The 19,634-nt window shown below is 63.8% G+C and carries 19 protein-coding genes and 1 tRNA gene; 15 read left to right on the forward strand and 5 right to left on the reverse strand.

Going from position 1 to position 19,634, the window contains the following annotated elements; genetic code table 11:
• Positions 1–23 precede the first annotated feature (23 nt).
• A complete protein-coding gene (locus FHS78_RS13055) occupies positions 24–1,319 on the reverse strand; it encodes an acyl-CoA dehydrogenase family protein (RefSeq protein ID WP_167094814.1) in 1,296 nt (431 codons plus the stop codon).
• Positions 1,320–1,674: 355 nt separating this feature from the next.
• Between FHS78_RS13055 and FHS78_RS13060 the strand changes: the two genes are divergently transcribed.
• The 6 genes from FHS78_RS13060 to FHS78_RS13085 all read left to right on the forward strand — a co-directional run bounded on the left by FHS78_RS13060 (position 1,675) and on the right by FHS78_RS13085 (position 9,182).
• Positions 1,675–4,767 (forward strand): helicase-related protein, encoded by a 3,093-nt coding sequence (locus FHS78_RS13060; RefSeq protein ID WP_167094815.1) that lies wholly within the window; start codon positions 1,675–1,677, stop codon positions 4,765–4,767.
• Between the two features lie 10 nt (positions 4,768–4,777).
• A complete protein-coding gene (locus FHS78_RS13065) occupies positions 4,778–5,263 on the forward strand; it encodes an RNA-binding S4 domain-containing protein (protein ID WP_167094816.1) in 486 nt (161 codons plus the stop codon).
• 58 nt (positions 5,264–5,321) lie between these two features.
• The gene (locus tag FHS78_RS13070; RefSeq protein ID WP_167094817.1) at positions 5,322–5,774 is read left to right on the forward strand and encodes a tellurite resistance TerB family protein; all 453 of its coding nucleotides are present in this window, start codon (positions 5,322–5,324) and stop codon (positions 5,772–5,774) included.
• Positions 5,775–5,876: 102 nt separating this feature from the next.
• The gene (gene fdxA / locus FHS78_RS13075) at positions 5,877–6,215 is read left to right on the forward strand and encodes a ferredoxin FdxA (protein ID WP_167094818.1); all 339 of its coding nucleotides are present in this window, start codon (positions 5,877–5,879) and stop codon (positions 6,213–6,215) included.
• A gap of 698 nt (positions 6,216–6,913) precedes the next feature.
• Positions 6,914–8,074 carry a CarD family transcriptional regulator gene (locus tag FHS78_RS13080; protein ID WP_167094819.1) on the forward strand — a complete coding sequence of 387 codons (1,161 nt, stop codon included), beginning with the start codon at positions 6,914–6,916 and terminating at the stop codon, positions 8,072–8,074.
• A gap of 202 nt (positions 8,075–8,276) precedes the next feature.
• Positions 8,277–9,182: an RNA polymerase factor sigma-32 gene (locus FHS78_RS13085; protein WP_167094820.1), complete on the forward strand. Its 906-nt coding sequence runs from the start codon at positions 8,277–8,279 to the stop codon at positions 9,180–9,182.
• On the opposite strand, the gene FHS78_RS13090 is transcribed toward FHS78_RS13085, so the two are convergent.
• Genes FHS78_RS13090 through FHS78_RS13100 form a run of 3 tightly spaced genes read right to left on the reverse strand, consistent with a single transcriptional unit; the run spans position 9,172 to position 12,144 of the window.
• A complete protein-coding gene (locus FHS78_RS13090; protein ID WP_167094821.1) occupies positions 9,172–10,623 on the reverse strand; it encodes a M48 family metalloprotease in 1,452 nt (483 codons plus the stop codon). The genes FHS78_RS13085 and FHS78_RS13090 overlap by 11 nt on opposite strands.
• 32 nt (positions 10,624–10,655) lie before the next feature.
• Positions 10,656–11,537, reverse strand: coding sequence for a thermonuclease family protein (locus FHS78_RS13095; RefSeq protein WP_167094822.1), 882 nt, complete (start codon positions 11,535–11,537; stop codon positions 10,656–10,658).
• A 31-nt stretch (positions 11,538–11,568) separates the two neighbouring features.
• The gene (locus tag FHS78_RS13100; RefSeq protein WP_167094823.1) at positions 11,569–12,144 is read right to left on the reverse strand and encodes a helix-turn-helix transcriptional regulator; all 576 of its coding nucleotides are present in this window, start codon (positions 12,142–12,144) and stop codon (positions 11,569–11,571) included.
• 445 nt (positions 12,145–12,589) lie between these two features.
• On the opposite strand from FHS78_RS13100, the gene FHS78_RS13105 reads away from it, so the two are divergent.
• The 3 genes from FHS78_RS13105 to FHS78_RS13115 all read left to right on the forward strand — a co-directional run bounded on the left by FHS78_RS13105 (position 12,590) and on the right by FHS78_RS13115 (position 14,712).
• Positions 12,590–12,666, forward strand: a tRNA-Arg gene (locus FHS78_RS13105).
• Positions 12,667–12,957: 291 nt separating this feature from the next.
• Positions 12,958–13,656 carry a S24 family peptidase gene (locus FHS78_RS13110; protein WP_167094824.1) on the forward strand — a complete coding sequence of 233 codons (699 nt, stop codon included), beginning with the start codon at positions 12,958–12,960 and terminating at the stop codon, positions 13,654–13,656.
• A 108-nt stretch (positions 13,657–13,764) separates the two neighbouring features.
• The gene (locus FHS78_RS13115) at positions 13,765–14,712 is read left to right on the forward strand and encodes a glycosyltransferase family 9 protein (protein WP_167094825.1); all 948 of its coding nucleotides are present in this window, start codon (positions 13,765–13,767) and stop codon (positions 14,710–14,712) included.
• Here FHS78_RS13115 and FHS78_RS13120 read toward each other — a convergent pair.
• Positions 14,694–15,104, reverse strand: a complete 411-nt coding sequence (locus tag FHS78_RS13120) for a DUF6165 family protein (protein WP_167094826.1) — start codon at positions 15,102–15,104, stop codon at positions 14,694–14,696. The two genes, FHS78_RS13115 and FHS78_RS13120, sit on opposite strands and share 19 nt — an antisense overlap.
• 242 nt (positions 15,105–15,346) lie before the next feature.
• On the opposite strand from FHS78_RS13120, the gene FHS78_RS13125 reads away from it, so the two are divergent.
• The 6 genes from FHS78_RS13125 (at position 15,347) to FHS78_RS13150 (ending at position 19,370) form a co-directional block, all read left to right on the forward strand.
• Positions 15,347–15,700, forward strand: a complete 354-nt coding sequence (locus FHS78_RS13125; protein ID WP_167094827.1) for a hypothetical protein — start codon at positions 15,347–15,349, stop codon at positions 15,698–15,700.
• 322 nt (positions 15,701–16,022) lie between these two features.
• The gene (locus FHS78_RS13130) at positions 16,023–16,844 is read left to right on the forward strand and encodes an enoyl-CoA hydratase/isomerase family protein (protein WP_167094828.1); all 822 of its coding nucleotides are present in this window, start codon (positions 16,023–16,025) and stop codon (positions 16,842–16,844) included.
• Between the two features lie 272 nt (positions 16,845–17,116).
• Entirely contained in the window at positions 17,117–17,536 is a 420-nt protein-coding gene (locus FHS78_RS13135) for a hypothetical protein (protein ID WP_167094829.1), read from the forward strand.
• A 310-nt stretch (positions 17,537–17,846) separates the two neighbouring features.
• Positions 17,847–18,401, forward strand: coding sequence for a PAS domain-containing protein (locus tag FHS78_RS13140; RefSeq protein WP_167094830.1), 555 nt, complete (start codon positions 17,847–17,849; stop codon positions 18,399–18,401).
• Between the two features lie 460 nt (positions 18,402–18,861).
• Positions 18,862–19,053 (forward strand): type II toxin-antitoxin system RelE/ParE family toxin, encoded by a 192-nt coding sequence (locus FHS78_RS19425; RefSeq protein ID WP_343041980.1) that lies wholly within the window; start codon positions 18,862–18,864, stop codon positions 19,051–19,053.
• Positions 19,050–19,370 carry a helix-turn-helix domain-containing protein gene (locus FHS78_RS13150; RefSeq protein WP_167094831.1) on the forward strand — a complete coding sequence of 107 codons (321 nt, stop codon included), beginning with the start codon at positions 19,050–19,052 and terminating at the stop codon, positions 19,368–19,370. The genes FHS78_RS19425 and FHS78_RS13150 overlap by 4 nt, the downstream gene beginning before the upstream one ends.
• Positions 19,371–19,634 lie beyond the last annotated feature (264 nt).

The following is a 19,634-nucleotide window of genomic DNA, read 5'->3' on the forward strand; positions in this document are numbered from 1 at the left end:
GCTGCCCGCCCTGAAAGGCGAGCCTATTCCGCGGCTTTCTTCTGCTTCTGGCTGGCCCCGATAAAGCCGAACAGGTGACCGCCCACCTTGCGGATCTGAATCTCCTCCGCGCCTTCCGTGATGCGATAGCGCCGGTGATGCCGGTAGATATGCTCGAAAGGCTTGTGGCGCGAATAGCCGATGCCGCCATGCACCTGCATCGCCAGATCGGCCGCCTGACAGACCAGACGGTTCGCCCGGTAGTTGCACATGGACACCTTGTCCGACAGGTGCCGCGCCACGTCCTTCTTGGACATCTGGTCCATCTGCCAGGCCGTCTTGTAGATGAGGGTGCGGATCATCTCCGCTTCCGTATACGTCTCGACGAGCGGGAACTGGATCGCCTGGTTCGTCCCCAGCGGCTTGCCGAAGGGCGCGCGCTGCTTGGCGTATTTCACGCTTTCATTGATGCAGAACTGAGCCGCGCCGACGCCGGAAGCCGCCTGACGGATGCGATTTTCATGCACGAAATGCTGCGCGAGTTCCAGCCCGCGATCCGGATCGCCGAGAATCTCCGTCGCCGGCACCCACACATTGGTGAAGGAGACGCGCGGATGGTCCGTCGGCATGTTGAGGGTCCAGTAATACTCCTCGACTTTCACACCGGGCGCATCGCAGGGCACGATAAAGCACGCAATGCCGAGCGGGTCGCCGTCCTTGCCGCCGATGCGTGCGAACACGAAGTCATGCGTCGCGACATGCATGCCCGTATTCCACATCTTCTCGCCATTGATGAGCCAGCCGTCGACGCCGTCGCGCTTTTCAGGCTTCGCATGCGTGTCCATCCAGGTCGCATCCGAGCCGTGCTCAGGTTCCGTCAGGCCGAAAGCCACACGGATAGACCCGTCGAGCGAGCCGGGGATAAAGGTCTTCTTCTGCTCCTCGGTCCCGAAATCCCTGAACATCAGCACGGTGGGGAAATTGCCCACGATCGAGTTTTCGTTCTGAAGATCGTTGTGGAGCCCAAGCCCCTTGGCGGCCAGATGCTCGCGAATGACGGCCATGCCGAGATTGGTGCCGTCCTTCCCGCCATATTCGCCGGGCAGCGCATAGCGCAGATGGCCCGCCTTGTCGGCCCGCTTGCGCATCTCGCCCAGCAGCTCTTCCCACTCATGGCGGGGAAGACCCTGATTGTCCCAGTCGGTCCGCGCATGTTCGCGGCGATGGTCGAAGAAGCGGTTGTTATCGTCCTGCTCCTGAAGCGGCTTGATCTCTTTTTCGATGAAGGCGTCGAGCTCGTCCAGATAGTCGGTCAGCTCTTTCGGCAAGGTGAAGTCCATTGCAATCCTCCCATGGATTTCGGACGCATTCCGGCCCGTTTTTCAATTGCGAATGGGATCACTATAGACGTCAAAATAGCCCGCGAAAGAGCAGTGAAACCTGCCCCAGCGTCCCCCTGCGTTAACCTGTTGTCCGCCTAACTTGTTGTGGATACACAAGATTTAGCGGTGAACGAAAACGGAAGATGGAACGGTCATCGATTCGGACATGATTCGTTCGCGCAATATTCCGAAAGTTAACGGCGCGGTCCTTAACGTGACATTCCGTCACGCTCGCCGCGCCCGGCATTGCGGGAGCGGCGGGATCGAAGAGACTTGCACACACCCCGTTTTATGAGATGGTGCCGACAGCATCATGAGTAGCGCGTCCATCTCCACCGCTGACCAAACCGAACGGGCCGCCATCGCGGCGCGTCGGTCCGTCACGGCGGTTCTCGGCCCCACCAATACCGGCAAGACCCATCTCGCGATCGAACGCATGCTCGGGCATCAATCGGGCATGATCGGCCTGCCGCTCCGCCTGCTCGCGCGCGAAGTCTATGACAGGGTCGTGAAAGCCAAGGGCGCCCGCGAGGTCGCCCTTATCACCGGCGAGGAAAAGATCGCGCCCTCCACGGCGCGCTATTTCATCTGCACGGTCGAAGCGATGCCGCAGGACCGGGAGGTCGATTTCGTCGCCATCGACGAAATCCAGCTCGCCGCCGACCGCGAACGCGGCCACACCTTCACCGACCGGCTGTTGCGTAGCCGGGGCCGCCACGAAACCATGCTGATGGGCTCGGATACGGCGCGGCACCTGATCGGCCGGCTCCTGCCGCGCACCCGCTTCGTCAACAGGCCCCGCTTTTCCGAACTGGCCTGGACCGGCTCGAAGAAACTGACGCGCCTGCCGCGACGCAGCGCCATCGTCGCCTTTTCCGCCGATCAGGTTTACGCCATTGCCGAACTCATCCGCCGCCAACGCGGCGGCGCGGCGGTGGTGATGGGGGCCCTGAGCCCGCGCACCCGCAACGCCCAGGTAGCGCTCTACCAGTCCGGCGACGTGGATTTCCTCGTCGCCACGGACGCCATCGGCATGGGCCTCAACATGGATGTCGACCATGTGGCCTTCGCCTCTACCGCGAAATTCGACGGGCGACAGCACCGCCCGCTCAGAGTGGCGGAACTCGCCCAGATCGCGGGCCGCGCCGGGCGCTACATGAATGACGGCACTTTCGGGGTCACGGCGGATGCCTCCCCCCTGCCCGACGACACGATCGAGCGGATCGAGAACCACCAGTTCGACGCCGATCAGGTCTTCCAGTGGCGCAATCCCGATCTCGATTTCGCCTCCATGGAAGCGCTGATCCGCAGCCTCGAAGTCCCGCCTCGCCAGCACGGCCTGACGCGCGCGCCGGTGGCCGACGACCTCGAGGCGCTCACGCGCATGAGCCGCGACCACGAGGTGCGCAACGCAGCGTCCAGCCCGCAGGCCATCCGGAAGCTCTGGGACGTGGCGCAACTTCCCGATTTCCGCAAGACGATGGCCAGCGAGCACGCGACCCTTCTGTCCAGGATCTATCTGTACCTGATGAACGCGGACGGACGGATCCCGGACGACTGGTTTTCCACCCAGCTGAGCCGGCTGGACCGCACCGATGGCGACATAGACACGCTGGCCGCAAGGCTGGCTCATATGCGCACATGGAGCTATGTATCCAACCGCTCGGGCTGGTTGCATGATCCTGTGCATTGGCAGGAGCGCGCGCGTACGATAGAGGATAAGCTTTCGGATGCGTTGCATGAGCGGCTGACGCAGCGGTTCATCGATCGTCGCACCAGCGTGTTGATGAAGCGGCTTCGCCAGAAAGAGGATTTAATGGCGGCGGTTAACAGTGACGGTGAGGTCCTGGTCGAGGGCGAATTTGTGGGTCGCCTTCAGGGGTTCGTTTTCGTACCCGACCCGAGGGCGGAGGGAGTTCACGGCAAGGCGCTGCGCGCCGCCTCCGATGCTGCGCTGGCACTGGAGATCAATGCCCGCGCGGCGCGCCTCACGGCGGCGCCCGATGCCGATATCCATCTCTCAGAACACGGAAGGATCATCTGGGAGGGCCAGCCGGTCGCCAGCCTTCACGCCGCCGACGATCCGCTCCTGCCCCGCGTGGAGTTGATCGCAGGCGACGAACTGACCGGACCGCCCCGGGAAAACCTGCAAACCCGGCTTCAGGCCTGGACGCGCATGCATATCAACCAGACCCTTGCGCCGCTCACGGGCATGCGGGATGCCGAAGACGTCGAAGGACTTGCCCGCGGGGTCGCCTACAGGCTGGTCGAGAATTTCGGATCGCTGCGCCGCGAGGCCGTGTCGGAAGATATCCGCGCCCTCGATCAGACCGCGCGCGGACAATTGCGCAAGCATGGCGTGCGTTTCGGCGCCTATACGATTTTCATGCCCGCCTTGCTGAAACCGGCGCCCGCCCGGCTGTTGCTTACGCTTTGGGCGCTGGCCCGCAAGGAGGTCGAGGATCCCTTCGCCGACCTGCCCGCCCCGCCTACGCCCGGGCTCACCTCCGTCCCGGCGGACAAGACGGCGCCAGACGGCTTTTACGATGTGCTGGGCTTCCGCGTCTGCGGCGAACGGGCGGTGCGCGTCGACATGCTGGAGCGCCTGGCGGACCTCATCCGGCCGGTGATTGCCGAACGCCGCTACAATGGCGGCTTCGTGGTCAATCCCGACATGATGTCGCTGGTCGGCTGCTCGGGTGAGGAATTCGCCAGCCTGCTGCGCGGTCTGGGCTATCGATCGCAAATGGAAAAGGTGAAGCTGCCGAAAGAAGAAGCCGCGCCGGCTCAACCGGCAACCGGCGAGCAAACGGAGACCACATCCGACGCGGCACCGGCGGCACCTTCCCCGATAACCCCGACCGCCGAAACAAGCGAGACCGCCGCAAGCCCGGCCCCCGCCGCAGAGACCCTGCCGGAGACGCAAGAAGCGCCAGCGGAAACGCCGGAGGCGCCCGCGGAAACCCCCGAAGCGCCCACGGAAGCAGCCGAAACACCCGCGCCGGACGCACCGGCCGACGCCGCGCCGTCCGGCGACGCTATTCCTGCCGAAACCCCATCCGCCGAAACGCCGGAGGCTACACCCGAGGCACAGGCGGCGGAGACGGCATCCGGAGAGACCGAAACGGCCGAACTCGAAATCTGGCGCCCCCAAAGGCGGCATCAGGGCGGCAAACCGCAGCGCCGCCGCGACGACGACCAGCAGCCTCGCCGCCGTCGCGCCAAAGGAGCCGACAAGAACGCGAACGCGGAAAACCGTTCGGGCAAGCCGCCCCGCAAGGATGGCGGCCCCAAAAAGCCGCGCAACAATCGCAGCCATGGAAAGCCGGAACGGGAAAAAGCACCCGATCCCGACAGCCCCTTCGCGGCGCTTGCCGTTCTGAAGGACCGCCAGAAGCAGAACTGACACCCGGCAGATGTCCTCATCGCGCGACAAGGACGGCCCATCTTCGCAAGACGGATCCCGGGAAGCCGGGCTCCACGACGCAGGGCAGAGGGTCGATCGATGGCTGTGGTACGCGCGCTTTGCCAAAACCCGTAATATTGCCGCGACGCAGGTCCGAAGCGGCAGGATGCGCGTCAATGGCGAGCGCATATCGCGGCCGAGCCGGCTTGTAAGACCGGGCGATGTGCTTACTTTCCCCTTGGGAGCGCATATCCGTGTCATACGGATAAGGGGGCTTGGAACGCGGCGCGGCCCCGCGCCCGAAGCAAGAGAACTCTATGACGACCTCGACCCGCCGCCCGAACGCCGCGCCGCGCCCGAATCCGGCGAAACCGCCGCCCGGCCAACTTCCCCTTCGCAGACAGCGCCCCGGGCACCCGGCGCCGGACGCCCGACCAAAAAGGAACGCCGGGCAACCGACCGGCTGAAACCGGGCGGCTCGGAGACGGAGAAATAATTCTCCATTTTTTATCCGTGGTTGAAGAGGTCTCACCACTCGTGTATGGACAAAACGAATGATCGACAAACTCAAATCCTTCCTCCAGGGCGCGCCGGACGAGACCGACGACAGGCCGGACGATTTGCAGATTGCCGTCGTCGCCCTGCTGATCCGGGCGGCGACGACGGACGCGGAGTTCGGCGAGGAGGAGCGTGCGGCCATTCGCCGGATTGCGCTCCAGTCCTTTTCGCTGGAGGAAGATGAGCTTGATCAGCTGATCGGCGAGGCGGAAAACGCTGAAACCGAGACCATGGATCTCCACCGCTGGGTGCAGACCATCAAGCGGGCCTATGACGAGGAAGAACGCATAGGCCTGATCGAAAAAATGTGGGAAGTGGTGTATGCCGACGGCGTACTCGACGACTACGAAGCCAATTTGTTGCGGCGCGTCGCGGGGCTGATATACGTTCCCGACCGCGCATCGGGCCAGGCCCGGCAGCGCGTTCTGGCACGGCTCGGCCTGAGCTGACGCCGGGATCGAGGAATTGAAGCGGCCCGGGCATGGATGCCCCCGCCGGACGACCGTACAGATCGCCGCCAAAGGGGCGGTATCTGCGATTTGGAGTGTGCGATGACCTATATCGTGACTGAGGCATGCATTCGCTGCAAATACATGGATTGCGTGGAAGTCTGCCCGGTGGACTGCTTCTACGAGGGTGAGAACATGCTGGTCATCCACCCCGATGAATGCATCGATTGCGGCGTGTGCGAGCCGGAATGCCCCGCCGAGGCCATCAAGCCGGATACCGAGCCGGGCCTGGAGAAATGGCTGGAGCTCAATACCGAATACGCCTCCAAATGGCCCAACATCACCATCAAGCGGGATGCGCCCGAAGATGCCGACGAGATGTCCGGGGTCGACAACAAGTTCGAGAAGTTCTTCAGCGCCGAACCCGGCGAAGGGGATTGAGCCGAACGCGGGATAGATAATCGGTTCTACGATAAGGGGGCGGCCGGAACGGGCCGCCTCTTTTGTTTCCGCCGGCCACGAATCGTCCGTTCACGACGCAAAAACGCCGAAATTCCGCCTATCCCACTGTGTTAACTGCGTTTTTGCCGGGGATATCTTTCAATTTCACGCTTTTCATGCTATAGATAAAGCAATGAAGGAATCCCGCGCAGTTAACACTGACGCGAACCGAGCATAGAGGCTGTTTACCCTCAAAGGCGGAGCTTGCAGCGCTTCGCCTTTCGCCTGTCCTGACAGGCGTCCCTGAAGCGGAGCGGGCCTTGTCGGTCGACTGAAACGGAAATTTCAGCCGAATCGACCGACGATCCCGCAGGAAAAGCGCTTGGCCGGAACCTCGTTTCGGACATCCGCCTCGTTCGCTGAAAGAGGCCCCGCCGTTAAGGCGCGGCTATGGGTCAGCAGCCCCTGTTGTCGGCAGATCGGTCAAGACTCCGTTTGGGATTTCTGGAGATTATTGAGCAAGGCAGAGCCGCTTCTCCAATTCCGTGAGTTAAGTGTTGGCGGGATCCCGACCGGATGGCGGGTGCACAGGAAGTCGGCATTACCGAAGGCATGGCCTGGCGACAGACCGGAATGATGGTCCGGACCGGACGGCGGACGGGTTCCGCCGGAGGCTCCGGCCAATGAAGGAAAAATCGATGGCGACGAATACCAAGAAGGCTTCGAAGACCACCTCCAAGGCCTCGGCCGGACGGGCCAAACCGGCAGCGTCCCGGACGGTCAAGACGACCAAGGCGAAAGCGGCCAAACCCGCCTCGAAGCCCAAGGCCAGGGCGGCGTCGGCCAAAGCGGCGACCGCCAAGACCAAGGCGACCAAGGCCGCCCCCGCGGCGAAGCCCGCCGCGAAGAAGACGGCTCCGAAGGCGAGCGCCGCCAAGAAGCCGTCCGCCAAGCCCGCCGCCGCCAAATCGACCGCGACCAAGTCCGCGACGGCCAAACCGGCTGCGGCCAAGGCCTCCCCGGCCAAGAAGGCCGCGACGAGCAAGACGGCCAAGCCCGCCGCAAAGGCGGCGACCGCCAAGAAGACCGCTGCCAAATCCGCGACCAAGGCCACGGGCGCCAAAACCACCGCGACGAAATCGGCCAACAGCAGCAAGCTGAAAGACGCCGTGCAGAAGGCCAACGAAAAGTCCGCCGCGGCCAAAGCGGCGGCCAAGCCGAAGGAAGCGGCCAAGTCGAAAGAGGCCGCCAAGCCAAAAGAGGCCGTGAAGCCGAAGGAAACCGCGAAGACGAAGGAGCCTGCCAAGGCCCCCGCCGCGAAAGTGGAGAAGCCGAACTTCAAGGCCAAGGAATTCGTGGTCTACCCCGCGCATGGCGTCGGACAGATACTGGAAATCGAAGAGCAGGAAGTGGCCGGCCATAGGCTGGAGCTGTTCGTGATCAATTTCGACAAGGAAAAGATGGTGCTGCGCGTTCCGACCAATAAGGCGACGGCCGTGGGCATGCGCAAACTGTCGGACTCCAAAGTGGTCGATTCCGCTATCGAGACGCTTCGGGGCCGCGCCCGCATCAAGCGCACCATGTGGAGCCGCCGTGCGCAGGAATACGAGGCCAAAATCAACTCCGGCGATCTGATCTCCATTGCCGAGGTGGTCCGCGACCTCTATCGCTCCGAGCGCCAGCCGGAACAGTCCTATTCGGAACGCCAGCTTTACGAAGCCGCGCTCGATCGGATGGCCCGCGAGGTCGCCGCCGTGGAACGCGTCGGCGAGGATGTGGCGATCGAGAAGGTCGAGAAGGCCCTGCAGGGCGACAACAAGACCTCCTCCAAATCCGAGGAAGAAAGCGAAGCGGCCTGAACCGCTGAAAAACGCCGATCTTGAAAGGCCCGGCCAGCGCCGGGCCTTTTTTGTGTCCGCTCGCCTGCCCCCCCCTCTCGCCCGCTGCCCTCGACAACCGGCTGATCCGAATGACCTTCCCGGCCGTATCAGGACCGGGAACGGCGTTCGCCCTGCGCTCGTCACCCTTGAGAATTCCCCGGCCAAGGCAGGAGAGGCTCGCATGACGCATCAGGAAACCGGCGACAGCCAGAGCGCCAATCGTCGTTTCACGAAGCACGCCATGAGCGTGCCCCTGCTGGAGCCCGACCGCGAATTCGAACTCGCCCGCCGCTGGAAAGACGACCGCGACGAGAAAGCCCTTCACGAACTCACCGGCGCCTATATGCGGCTCGTCATCTCCCTTGCGACGAAATTCCGCAATTACGGCCTGCCCCATGCCGACCTCGTTCAGGAGGGCAATGTCGGATTGATGCAGGCGGCCGCCCGTTTCGAGCCCGAACGGGGCGTGCGCTTTTCCACTTATGCGCGCTGGTGGATCAGGGCCGCCATCCAGGACTACGTCTTACGCAACTGGTCCATCGTTCGCACCGGCACGACGGCCGCGCATAAATCGCTTTTCTTCAATCTGCGCCGCCTGCGCGCGATGATCGACAACGGCGCGCGCGAAAACCTCTCCGAGGACGAGCGAATCTTCATTGCCGAAAAGCTCGGCGTGGGCGTGGAGGATGTCGAGGTTATGCAGGCGCGCCTTTATGCCGGCGACAGGTCGCTGAATGCCCCGATGCGGGAGGCGGACGCCGAAGACGGCTCGCTTGAATGGCAGGATATCCTCGCCTGCGAGCGCGCGCTGCCCGAAGAAACCGTGATGGAGACCCGCGACAGCCGCCGCCGGTCCGAATGGATCGAGGAAGCGATGGAAGCGCTGAGCGAGAGAGAACGCCTGATCGTCCGCGAACGCAGGCTACGGGAAGACACCGCAACGCTCGAAACGCTTGGGCACCGCCTCGGCCTGTCGAAGGAGCGCGTCCGGCAGATCGAACATCGCGCCATCGACAAGATGCGCGAGGCCTTGCTGGCGAACCTGCCCTCGGCAGGCGTCGCGGATCGCACGGACTTTACCGGGTGACGATCTTCACACGGTCGCCGGCGCGCAGTGCCTGTGTCGCGCCGAGACCGTTCAGCACCCTGAAGCGCTGCTCGCGATAGGACGAAAACGCCATCCGCCCGGCAAGAGACGCGACCGACTGGCCGGAGCGCACTTTCACGATCTTCACGCGCCGGGGCTTCACGCGGGCGGCCTGCGCCTTGCTGATCCGGTGAAAACTCTCGACCACGCTTTGCAGCGCCTTGTCGTACCGTCCGCCGACCTGCGGCAGCGTGCCGAGCAGGAAGCGATAGACCCGCGTCGGCGAGTATTCGATCACCACGAGCCGGGCATTGTAATTATTGACGCGGGCAAGCGCGCTCGCCGCATTCATACCGTTGAGCTTGAAGCGGCTCAGATTGCCGATCCGCACATTCCGCGCCCAGCTATTCGCCAGATAGGAAGCGACCGCCTGCCCCGCCGGCTTGTCGGCGCCGTCGAATTTCGCAATCGTCTTTTCAGGCCCCGTCACCATCACGGCCTGGGAAGAATTCGCGATCCGGAAGCCCCGCGGCACCGAGAACGAGAAGCGCAGCTCCGGATGAACGAAGCTGTTGCCGTCGACAATTCCCTGCGCGGGGCTGTCGCCATAGATCATTCCATCGATATGGCGGAGATAGCCCTCCCGGTTCCGGCGCCCGCTGCCCGGTGCGATGCCGGTGGCCCGGGCTTCGGCGCGCGCGGCGCGGACCCGGTCCGGCGTCGGCGGATGGCTGGCAAACCAGTTCGTGCCGCCGCCGGATTGCGCCCCGACCAGACGCGCCTGGAGCTTCATTTCCGCATCCATGCTTTGCAGGAAATCCGCCTGGGCGGAAGGGTCGTACCCGCTTCGCGCCAGCGTCTGGACGCCGAGCTTGTCGGCTTCATATTCCTGGTCCCGCGAATAGCTGGCGAGGAAGCCTTTCTGCCCGATCCCCAGGACCTGGCTCACCACATCATTGCCCACCACGGCCCCAACAACGGCGCCCAGAAGCGATGTCCCGACAGCCGCCGTCTGCCGCTGCGCGCTGTGCCGGGCATCGACATGGCCGATCTCATGCCCCAGCACGCCGGCAAGCTCCGCCTCGTCATTGACGAGCGCCAGCAGCCCGCGCGTTACATAGACATATCCGCCCGGAAGCGCGAAAGCGTTGACGACATCGCTGTCCAGAACCGTGGTGCGGTATCGGACGCTCTTGTTCGACGAAGCGGCGATGCGCGCGACGACGCCGGCGACGTAGCCGCCCAGCGCATCATTGTCGTAAACGCCGCCATAGGCCTGAACGATCTTGGGGTGCGTTTCCGCCCCGACACGCGCTTCTTCCGCCTCCGACATGAGCGGCACGAATTGCATCGAGCCCGTCGATGAATTGACCGCGCAGCCCGCAAGGCCGAACAGACTGACACCGATGACCGCCAAATACCGCCAGCGGCGGACGATCACGGGTGTATTTCCGGTTCCCGGTTTCGACAACGTCATGGAGCGCTCAGCAATTCCACCTGCTCTGGATGCGTGACCACGATCTCAGGCCCGTTATAGCGATCGATCCAGCCTCGCACGCGCAGGCGCTTTCCCACCACCGGCATCTCCCCGTCGCGATCGGCGAGAAGATCCGCCCACTCTCTATCGGCAAAGAGTTTAACCTGCCGCGGCGGCACCGTCACCGTGAAGTCGGTCTGATATCTCTCCCCGAAATTCAGGTAGAGACGCCCCCGGACAAGCGCCGCTTTCTTCACTTTTCCCTCAACCAGCTGAAAACTGTCGACGAGCCCGCCCAGTTCCTCCACCCGGGCGGCATCGCGGATCGCATAGAAAGGCAGCGCCCAGATGCCCGCGCGGCGCGCACGCGCCTCCTTTTCCGGCGCCAGCAGCCTGTCCACACAGAGCCGGTTATCGGGGAAGCTGTAGACGCGCGCAAAACCGCTACGAAGCATCTCCGCCTGCAGCCAGACGGGCTTTTCCTCCTGTGTGACCAGTTGGGCAAGCTCCCTTCCATGCCGGTCCTGCCCCGTCTCCCCACGATAGAGCGTCACCCGCTTACCCGCCGCCAGCCGCACCAGCCGGTCGCGCGCCTCATCGGCCAGCGGCCAGGCGACGAACCCCTTTCGCCCCAGCGGAAGTTTGGGAGCCTGAATGCCGACAAGCCGGGCCTGGCGGCCGTCGTCCAGCACGACGGTATCGCCGTCCACGACATCGACGACCCGCGCCTCGCCCGCGGCGCGGAACGGGCATCCGCTCGCTTCCACGGGGTTGCCACCGGAAAGACCGGCGGCCCACGCGCCGGACACGGAAACCGGGATGGAAACAGAAAGGGCGATGGAGAGGGCGACGGGAAGCGCGCGACAACCGGCGGCCAAGCGCCGACCGGACTTGCGGATAAAACCTCGTTCAGTCTTTGTCAGTGTCATCCGCGGTTCGCAGGGCGATAATGGCAGCCTCGGTTCGGTTGCGCACGCCCAGCGCCGAAAGGATCGCGTTGACATGCAGCTTCACCGTAGCGACCGATATGCCCAGCAGGGAAGCGATTTCCTGATTGGACCGCCCCTTGCCGATCTCCACCAGCACTTCACGCTGGCGCGGCGTCAGCTTCTGGTGACTGCCGGCGCTGAAGGAAGCGGGATCTTCCGCAAAACCTTCCGGCCCTTCCTGCAGCAGCGCATCGGGCAGGTACCGCCCGCCCATTTCAATCAGCCGCAGCGCACTCTCGACGAGGCTGATCGGCGCCGCCTTGGGAATGAAACCCGCAACCCGCATCGCCATGGCCTGCCGGATGGCGGACGGCGTATCGCGCTCGCCGAAGACAACGATCTTGCCCTGCAGCCTGTCGCACAATGTCTGAAGGGTGCTGCCGTCCTGTTGCTGCGCGGCGGACAGCTCCACAAGAAAAATCTCCGCGGTGTCCGGGTTCTCGCTCTCCAGGAGATCCCCGATGTCGCGGCGCATGATCTCCGCATCGGCATACATGCGGGCGACGATCGAATGCAGCCCCTCGCAGTAAACCGGCTGGCTGCCGGAAATGACGATCCTCATACCGTCGGCCTTTCCGGGCGCGGGAAAGACCGATGCAAAATACAACTATCAGGTGTATCGAATTGGATCGTACAACCAATTTCAACCATGGCGAGCATAACTAAATCTCTATCCCGATTTCTCTCTATAAGCAAAGGTTTAGGCATATCGAGCGATGCCATTCCGCCGGCGGCGTTTCGCAGGTGCGCGGAAACGGGACGGATATGGCAAGACCGGACGCCGGTCTGGGGATGAAGTGCAATGAAAGGGCCGCCGGACCCGGCCCGGCCCCGCCCGGTGCATTCCGCGTTGCGATGCGAAGGGCTCTGATCTAGGTTTCGCGAGGCTTGAAAGCGCGCCGGATTCGGCCGAACCGCGAGGTTCGGACGCCCCGCTGACCGGCCCCGTAGCTCAGCAGGATAGAGCATCAGATTCCTAATCTGAGGGTCGCAGGTTCGAATCCTGCCGGGGTCACCATCCCGCTGGCCGGAGTGTTCCGGCCGCGCGGCCCCTTTCCGAAGATCCGGCGAAAACCGGTCGATTCTCCCATTGGCAGACATCGTCTTCGTCCTCCCGAAATGCGCGCGGACAGACCAATAAAAATGGTCTATCTGCTATGTGCCCACGATTTAAACCAAATTATTTTGGTATGACAACCTGTTTTTTTGGCACATCCGAAAGGAATAGTGTTCTGGACCTTTGGTTCCTCGCTATAGAGATGGTGTTACGGCTATAGATGGAGAAGTTTACCGAGCAGACCGTGAGCAGATGTCCATAACCGATCGCCTTACCGCCCTGCGGAGTCATTTCGGGCTCTCCCAAAAAGCCATGGCGGCTCGCCTGGGAATCGCGGGCAATACCTGGCAGCGCTATGAACTGTCGAACGAACCGCCCAACTCTTCCGTCCTCGCTCGGCTCGCCGCGGACGGCATCGACACGCATTGGCTGCTCACCGGCGAAGGGTCGATGCTGCACAGGCGCAATGCGACGGCGGACGGCTTTTCGGACCTTCCCCCCTCGCGCCTGGCCGACGACGAAATAGGCGGCGGCGGTTTCGTCCGCATTCCGCGTTTGCGCAGCCGGACGACCGAAGACGGCATGCGCATCGACGACCTCTCGCTCGACGGCGCCCTGGCCTTCAAACGGGACTGGCTGCGGACGGCATTCGGCACCGATCCGGAAAGCCTGCTGACCGTGGAAATGGAAGGCGAGGCGATGGAACCGGCGCTTCGCGACGGCGATCTGCTGCTGGTCGACACATCCCGGCCCCGCCTGCGCGGCGACGGCATCTACGCCTTCCGCGTGCAGGACATGCTCGCCATCCGCCGGCTGCAAATGAAACTCGACGGCAGCGTCCTGGTTTCATCGGACAATCCGGCCGCCGGACCGGCGGAGAGCTTCAACGCCGAAGCCGCCTCGACGCTGAATATCCTCGGCCGCGCGATCTGGGCGGGCGGCAGGATCTAGCGTCCGCCTCCGCGTACCCCCAGGCCTTCACGCCTTTTGCGACGTTCCAATTCCCGCCGGGCTATGACATCCTCCGCGCGCACTCACCCTCCCGCGGCGCTCCGGCTCATGACATCACGCATTCTCATCATCAAACACGGCGCTTTCGGCGACATCATGCAGGCCGAGGGCGCGCTGCGCGACATCCGCGAAAACCATCCGCAGGCCGAGATCACACTGCTGACGACGCCGGCGTTCCGCGCGATCATGGGGCGCTGCCCCTGGGTGGACCATGTGACGATCGACGGGCGCGACCCGCGCTGGCGGCTGGACCGGATGATCGCACTGCGTAGCCGGTTGCGCGCCGGACATTTCGACATGGTCTACGACCTGCAGAATTCGAAACGCACGGCCTTCTATTATCGCTGGATGCTGAAAGGCACGCCCTGGTCCGGCACGGCGCCGGGATGCAGCCATCCGCACAAGGCGAAGGAGCCGAAGAAGATCCGCACGCTCGACCGGCTCGCCGGACAGCTCGAAGATGCGGGCCTAACGATCAAATGGAGCCGGCATCCCGATCTTTCATGGCTCGCCGACGACGTGACAGAGCTGCTCGCCAAAGCCGGCGTGACGGTGCCCTATATCGTGCTCGTGCCGGGCTGCTCCGCCCGCCACCCGCAGAAACGCTGGCCGCATTACGACAGGCTGGCCGAAAAACTGACCGGCGAAGGCTGGTGCGTCGCCATGGCGCCGGGCCCCGACGAAATGGATCTGGCCAAAACCATTCCCGGCATCCGCATCACCGATGTGAAGGGCCTGCTGAACTGGTTCGAGCTGGCGGGCGTGCTGAAGAACGCGGCCTTCGTGGTCGGCAACGATACCGGGCCGAGCCACATGGCCGCGCATCTCGGCACGCAAGGCCTGGCGCTTTTCGGCAGCTACTCGCCGGCCGAGCGGACGGGGATCATCCGGGAGAATTTCGGGGTGATCGAGGTGGCGGATCTCGCCGCGCTGCCCGTGGAACGGGTGCATGCGGAGATGATGAAACGGCTGAAGCCTCAGTCGAATTCGGTGTAGGACTTTTCCTCGACGATCGCCGAACCGGTCAGAAGGTTGATTTCCTTCTTGATGGCGGCGCGCTTGTCGTTGGTCTTGTAGACCGCGCGGGCGAGCCCGACGAACTTCTCGCCGAAATCCTTGTCCGCCTCGCATTGGCGGATATCGTCCTCAATGTCCCAGAGCGCCTCGTTGACCGCTTTGAGTTCGCCCTCCAGACGCTTGAGCTCGGCGCTTTCCTTGAGGTTTTCCGAGCGCGCCCGGTCCAGCACCTGAAGCTCGTGACGCACATTGACGAGTTTGGCCGCATCGCTCATCCGCTCCGACTTGATCCGGAGAATGGTGATCTTGTCGATCAGCTCCCCCGGGCCGACCTCGATCAGGATCGGTGTAACCTCTGCTGCTCCGCCCATGAGCCCCTCGCGCTGCGAAATGGATGAGGGGTGTCCTATACCCAATGCACGGGAAGCTGTCACGCCATGGAAGCATGCGCGCACCGCCGCCTGCGACCGGAGGACAACTCGCCCGCGGCCCGGCCCCGGCGTATAGTCCGGTCCCGGCGCGGGACGACGCGGGGAGCGGGAGCTTCAGCATTCCTCAACCCCGCCGCCCTATAACCGGTCCCGCGACAAGGCCGGAGGCCCGACAGAGGATCATGACCATGCTGGGACGCTTCCTCGCCACGCTGCGCGCGGGGCTGGACACACATCGCGATCCCCATGAACGCCGGGGGCAGACGCGCGCGGCGCGCCCCGTGCTGATGCTCGAAATCGACGGCTACGAACATATCGCGCGGGACTGGTCGCTGAGCGGGGCCGCGATCCGGGGTTTTTCCGCCGCCGCCGAACCGGGGCAGATCGTCTCCGGCCGGCTTTTCTGGCGTGCCGATACGCGCCGCCTGCCCTTCGCGGCGGAGCTGCTGCGGGTGGAACCGGGCGGCCTTGCGGCGCTGCGCTGGCTCGACCTGCCGCTCGCCATCCACCAGGAAATGGAAGCGGCCCTCGACTGACCGCCCCCACCCGGCCCTCGGGTAGTGCTGGCCCTCCCCCTCCCGAGGGGGAGGGTTGGGTGGGGGTGAGCGACAAAAGCCGGCGCCCGCATCTGTGGAGACGCTGCTTTCCCCCACCCGTCCGCCCAAACCCTCCGGGTTTGAACAGCCGACCTCCCCCGCAGGCGGGGGAGGTAATGAATGTCCGATGCCTGCCCAACCTGCCTGACGCAGCGGGCGCAAGGCGTTGCGCGCGCGCCGTCACGAATGGCTTTTCAAGACCTTATCCCCCTGTAGGCTCGCCTCATTCAGAATGAAAAACGGCGAGAGCCAGGGAGGAAACATGACCGACTACCAGACGCTGAAAATCGAAAAGGACGGCGCCGTCGACTGGGTGACGATGAACCGCCCGGACGCGCTCAACGCCATGAACGCCACGCTGGTGGCGGAACTGAGCGACTATTTCGGCGGGCTCTATACCGACCATTCGGTGCGCATCGTCGTCTTGCGCGGCGCAGGGCGCGCGTTCTGCGCAGGCCTCGACCTCAAGGAACGCTCCAATGAGGGCGGCGGCAACGCGGCGGACGAAAGCGGCGCCTCGCCCCAGGCCGGCCTCGCCAAGCAGCGCTCGATCAGCGAGATCGTGATGCGCATGCGCCGCTGCCCGCAGGCGATCGTCAGCCTGATCCACGGTCCCGCCTGCGGCGGCGGCTTCGCGCTGGCGCTGGCCAGCGACATCCGCATCGCAGGAACAAGCGCGCGGATGAACGCCGCCTTCATCCGCATCGGGCTGTCGGCCTGCGATATCGGCGTGAGCTATTTCCTGCCGCGCCTCGTCGGCACGTCGGTCGCCGCCGAACTGATGATGACGGGCCGCTTCATCGAGGCGGCGCGCGCCGAACGGGTGGGCCTCGTTTCCGAAGTGGTGCCGGACGAGAAACTGGCCGAGGCGGCCGCGCCCTATATCGAGGAAATGCTGACGACCTCGCCGCTGGGGCTTCGCCTCACCAAGGAATGCCTCAACATGTCCGTCGACGCAGGCTCGCTGGAAGCCGCCATCGCCATGGAAGACCGCAACCAGATCCTCTGCGCGCAGACGAACGACATGAAGGAAGGGGTGACGGCCTTCCTCCAGAAGCGGCGACCGGAGTATGAAAACCGCTGATTTCCGCGGGTTTTCCGGACGCTCCGGCAGGGTTTGTTTCGCTTTCAAAATGACTCACACAAAACATTACAAACCCTGACCGACCCCACACATCTCCACGCAAGTCGCGTTGAGTAACACGGGCCCGCCGGTACGCTTTGGGTGTCGGAAGCGGCCGGACCGAACGTCTCCACCGAGGGGACGGAGACTTGAGACAGCCGCTTCCCGCCCCCTCCACGGAGGGGATGCAAAAGAGGTTCCCGGGAGCCTCGCCATTTGGAGGGAGTGAGCAAATGGACAGCTTCGCAGATCACGTCAGCGCCCGCCTTGCCGAGCGGAGCCTCGTCGACCGGACCCCGGCCGACCGGACCCGTTACACCCCGGCCGGGCGGACCCGCGCCCCGAATGCCCGCATGGCGCGGGCCTGGCATGTGAGCGAAGCCCCGCAGGACGCCCTTGCCGCGATGAGCGGGAACTGGGCGGCGGAAAAGGGCCTGGACATGCGCGCGCTGGCCCGCTTCGCCGCCTGGACCGGCATGGGCGCCCTGTTCGGCGTGTGGGTGGGCCTGTGCTTCTGCGCCGCCATGCTGCTGCTCTCGCCCGCCACCAGTTTCGCGCAAGCCTTCGACGCGCTTCCCCTGTTTCCGGCCATCGGCGCGGTGGCCGCCTCGATATTCGCCCTGGGCATGGTCCCGGGCGGATCCCGCGACTGAGGGGGCGAGCCCCCAAATCCCCCCCGGTGGGCGGACCTCCTCAGTCGTCATCTCTCGATCCCTGACTTTCGAGACATGATCCTCGCACCTGCCGCCATCCCTTCCCTCGGGATGGCGGCCTTTTGCGTGAATAGTCGTAAAAACCCGAAATATCAGGCTTTTTATAGTTAACGCGACTTGGCAAATCTCCAACTCGCATCCATTATGGCGCCGATTATTGTCCCCGCGTTCATTTCTCACGGAGCCGCACTCGCTAATGGCCCAATCGCCTGCGTCTGCCCCCAAACTGCCCATTACCCTATGCGACAACATGGCCGACCTCTCCTTCGAGATCGGCCATTCGCGCGACTTTCTTTCCTATTGGCAGTCGCTGCGCCAGGAGGGCGAAATCCCCCATGCGCGGCAGGTAAACCCCGGAAAAATCAAGGAGTTGCTGCCCGACCTCATCATCTTCGAAGTGCTGGAGGACGGCACGGTGCGCTACCGGCTCACCGGCACGCGGGTGATGGAACGCACCGGCCTGGAGCCGACCGGCAAGTCCTTGCAGGACATGGTGAAATCGGAATTCGCCGAGATGCTGGCCTTCGCCTTCCAGAGCGTGGTGAGCCTGAAAATCGGCATCATGGCGCATTTCATGAACCACTACCGGGGCGGCCATTCGGGCCGGATGGAGGTGGTGATCCTGCCCTTGCGCGCGCCGGAAAACGAACCGCCCCGCGTGATCTGCCACTGGTCGCGCGACCCGGAAGTGGCCGAGCACATCATCGGCCTGGAACGCATGACCGACCGGATCGACGATGCGACAATCTTCGACCTCGGCTTCGGCCTGCCCGACGAAAGCCTGCTGGCCGCCTTCCGCGCGTGAGGTTGGGATGAGGTTCGGGTGAGATTGCGCGTGAGCCCGAGTGAGATTGCGCAAGAGAAAAGCGAGATTGGGGAGAGGTTCGGGCAAGATTGAGCGCAAGGTTCGAACCTTGCCCCGATGAGGACCGGACGCCCCGCGCGCAACGGACTTATCCCCGCTTCCGCGCCTTCGCCATGGCCGGGCCCGACCCGGCCACCCACATCTTTATCCCCTCCCCCGTCCTGAACCTGTCATGCCCGGGCGCCCCGATGCGCTTTATACCCCCGGGGGGAATATCCTTATTGCCCTGTTTATATCAATACTTATATAATTCAATGAACGAGGGGGCGGGAGCGGAGAAATGACGAAACCGGTCCGGTTCGAGGGCGATGCGCTGGACGAGTTGCGCGCCTTCCCCGACGCGACCCGGATGACTGGAAGCCGATGAAGACTGTCGGCCTAAAAAACGCGAAATCCGGGGGTGCGCGAAATCAGGATTGCCGAGGACGGCGACCGGTTCCGCATCATCTATGTCGCGAAATTCGAGGAGGCGGTTTACGTGCTGCACGCCTTCGAGAAGAAGACGCGGAAAACGCCGAAACGGAACCTCGATCTGGCGACGGCGCGGTTCAAGGCGCTGCAACAAAGGCGGCGGAAGGACAAAGCAAAATGAGCAGGCAGGCAGGAAAGAAAGCGCCCAAAAAGGCCGACGCGCCGGAGGCGCATGAAAGCGTCTCGCATGCGCTGGCTGCGAGCGACGCGGAGGCGGCGAGCATGCGGCTCCGCGCCGATCTGATGATCGCGCTGCGCGACCGCGTGGAAAGCTGGGACGTGACGCAGGCCGACGCCGCAAAGCGGCTCGGCATCTCCCAGCCGCGCCTCAACGATTTGCTGAAAGGCCGGATCGAGAAATTCAGCATGGACATGCTGGTGAAACTCGGCACCCGCGCCGGCTTCCGCGTGGAAATGAAACTGCGCAAGGCGGCATGAGGGGCAATGCCTCCCCTCTATCGTCATGGCCCGACTTGTTCGGGCCATCCACGTCTTGAGCCCGATGGCGGAAAGACGTGGATGCCCCGCATAAAGCGGGGCATGACGCTTTAGGGAAAACGCCTTACTCCGAAACTGTCATGCCCGGACTTGATCCGGGCATCCAGAAGGTACCTAACCTGTATTGCAGGCATTTGCACAGTAATAACAACCGTTCGACTGCGCGTAGGTCTTCTTGGCCTCCGCGACAGCGGGACGGCAACT

Source organism: Parvibaculum indicum (assembly GCF_011762095.1).
In the GTDB taxonomy this organism is placed as follows: Bacteria; Pseudomonadota; Alphaproteobacteria; order Parvibaculales; family Parvibaculaceae; genus Parvibaculum; species Parvibaculum indicum.

Excerpts from the sequence above, each read along its gene's own strand:
- FHS78_RS13055 (WP_167094814.1), bottom strand. The coding sequence starts at position 1,319 with ATGGACTTCACCTTGCCGAAAGAGCTGACCGACTATCTGGACGAGCTC.
- FHS78_RS13060 (WP_167094815.1), top strand. The coding sequence starts at position 1,675 with ATGAGTAGCGCGTCCATCTCCACCGCTGACCAAACCGAACGGGCCGCC.
- FHS78_RS13065 (WP_167094816.1), top strand. The coding sequence starts at position 4,778 with ATGTCCTCATCGCGCGACAAGGACGGCCCATCTTCGCAAGACGGATCC.
- FHS78_RS13070 (WP_167094817.1), top strand. The coding sequence starts at position 5,322 with ATGATCGACAAACTCAAATCCTTCCTCCAGGGCGCGCCGGACGAGACC.
- fdxA (WP_167094818.1), top strand. The coding sequence starts at position 5,877 with ATGACCTATATCGTGACTGAGGCATGCATTCGCTGCAAATACATGGAT.
- FHS78_RS13080 (WP_167094819.1), top strand. The coding sequence starts at position 6,914 with ATGGCGACGAATACCAAGAAGGCTTCGAAGACCACCTCCAAGGCCTCG.
- FHS78_RS13085 (WP_167094820.1), top strand. The coding sequence starts at position 8,277 with ATGACGCATCAGGAAACCGGCGACAGCCAGAGCGCCAATCGTCGTTTC.
- FHS78_RS13100 (WP_167094823.1), bottom strand. The coding sequence starts at position 12,144 with ATGTATGCCGATGCGGAGATCATGCGCCGCGACATCGGGGATCTCCTG.
- FHS78_RS13110 (WP_167094824.1), top strand. The coding sequence starts at position 12,958 with ATGTCCATAACCGATCGCCTTACCGCCCTGCGGAGTCATTTCGGGCTC.
- FHS78_RS13115 (WP_167094825.1), top strand. The coding sequence starts at position 13,765 with ATGACATCACGCATTCTCATCATCAAACACGGCGCTTTCGGCGACATC.
- FHS78_RS13120 (WP_167094826.1), bottom strand. The coding sequence starts at position 15,104 with ATGGGCGGAGCAGCAGAGGTTACACCGATCCTGATCGAGGTCGGCCCG.
- FHS78_RS13125 (WP_167094827.1), top strand. The coding sequence starts at position 15,347 with ATGACCATGCTGGGACGCTTCCTCGCCACGCTGCGCGCGGGGCTGGAC.
- FHS78_RS13130 (WP_167094828.1), top strand. The coding sequence starts at position 16,023 with ATGACCGACTACCAGACGCTGAAAATCGAAAAGGACGGCGCCGTCGAC.
- FHS78_RS13135 (WP_167094829.1), top strand. The coding sequence starts at position 17,117 with ATGGACAGCTTCGCAGATCACGTCAGCGCCCGCCTTGCCGAGCGGAGC.
- FHS78_RS13140 (WP_167094830.1), top strand. The coding sequence starts at position 17,847 with ATGGCCGACCTCTCCTTCGAGATCGGCCATTCGCGCGACTTTCTTTCC.
- FHS78_RS13150 (WP_167094831.1), top strand. The coding sequence starts at position 19,050 with ATGAGCAGGCAGGCAGGAAAGAAAGCGCCCAAAAAGGCCGACGCGCCG.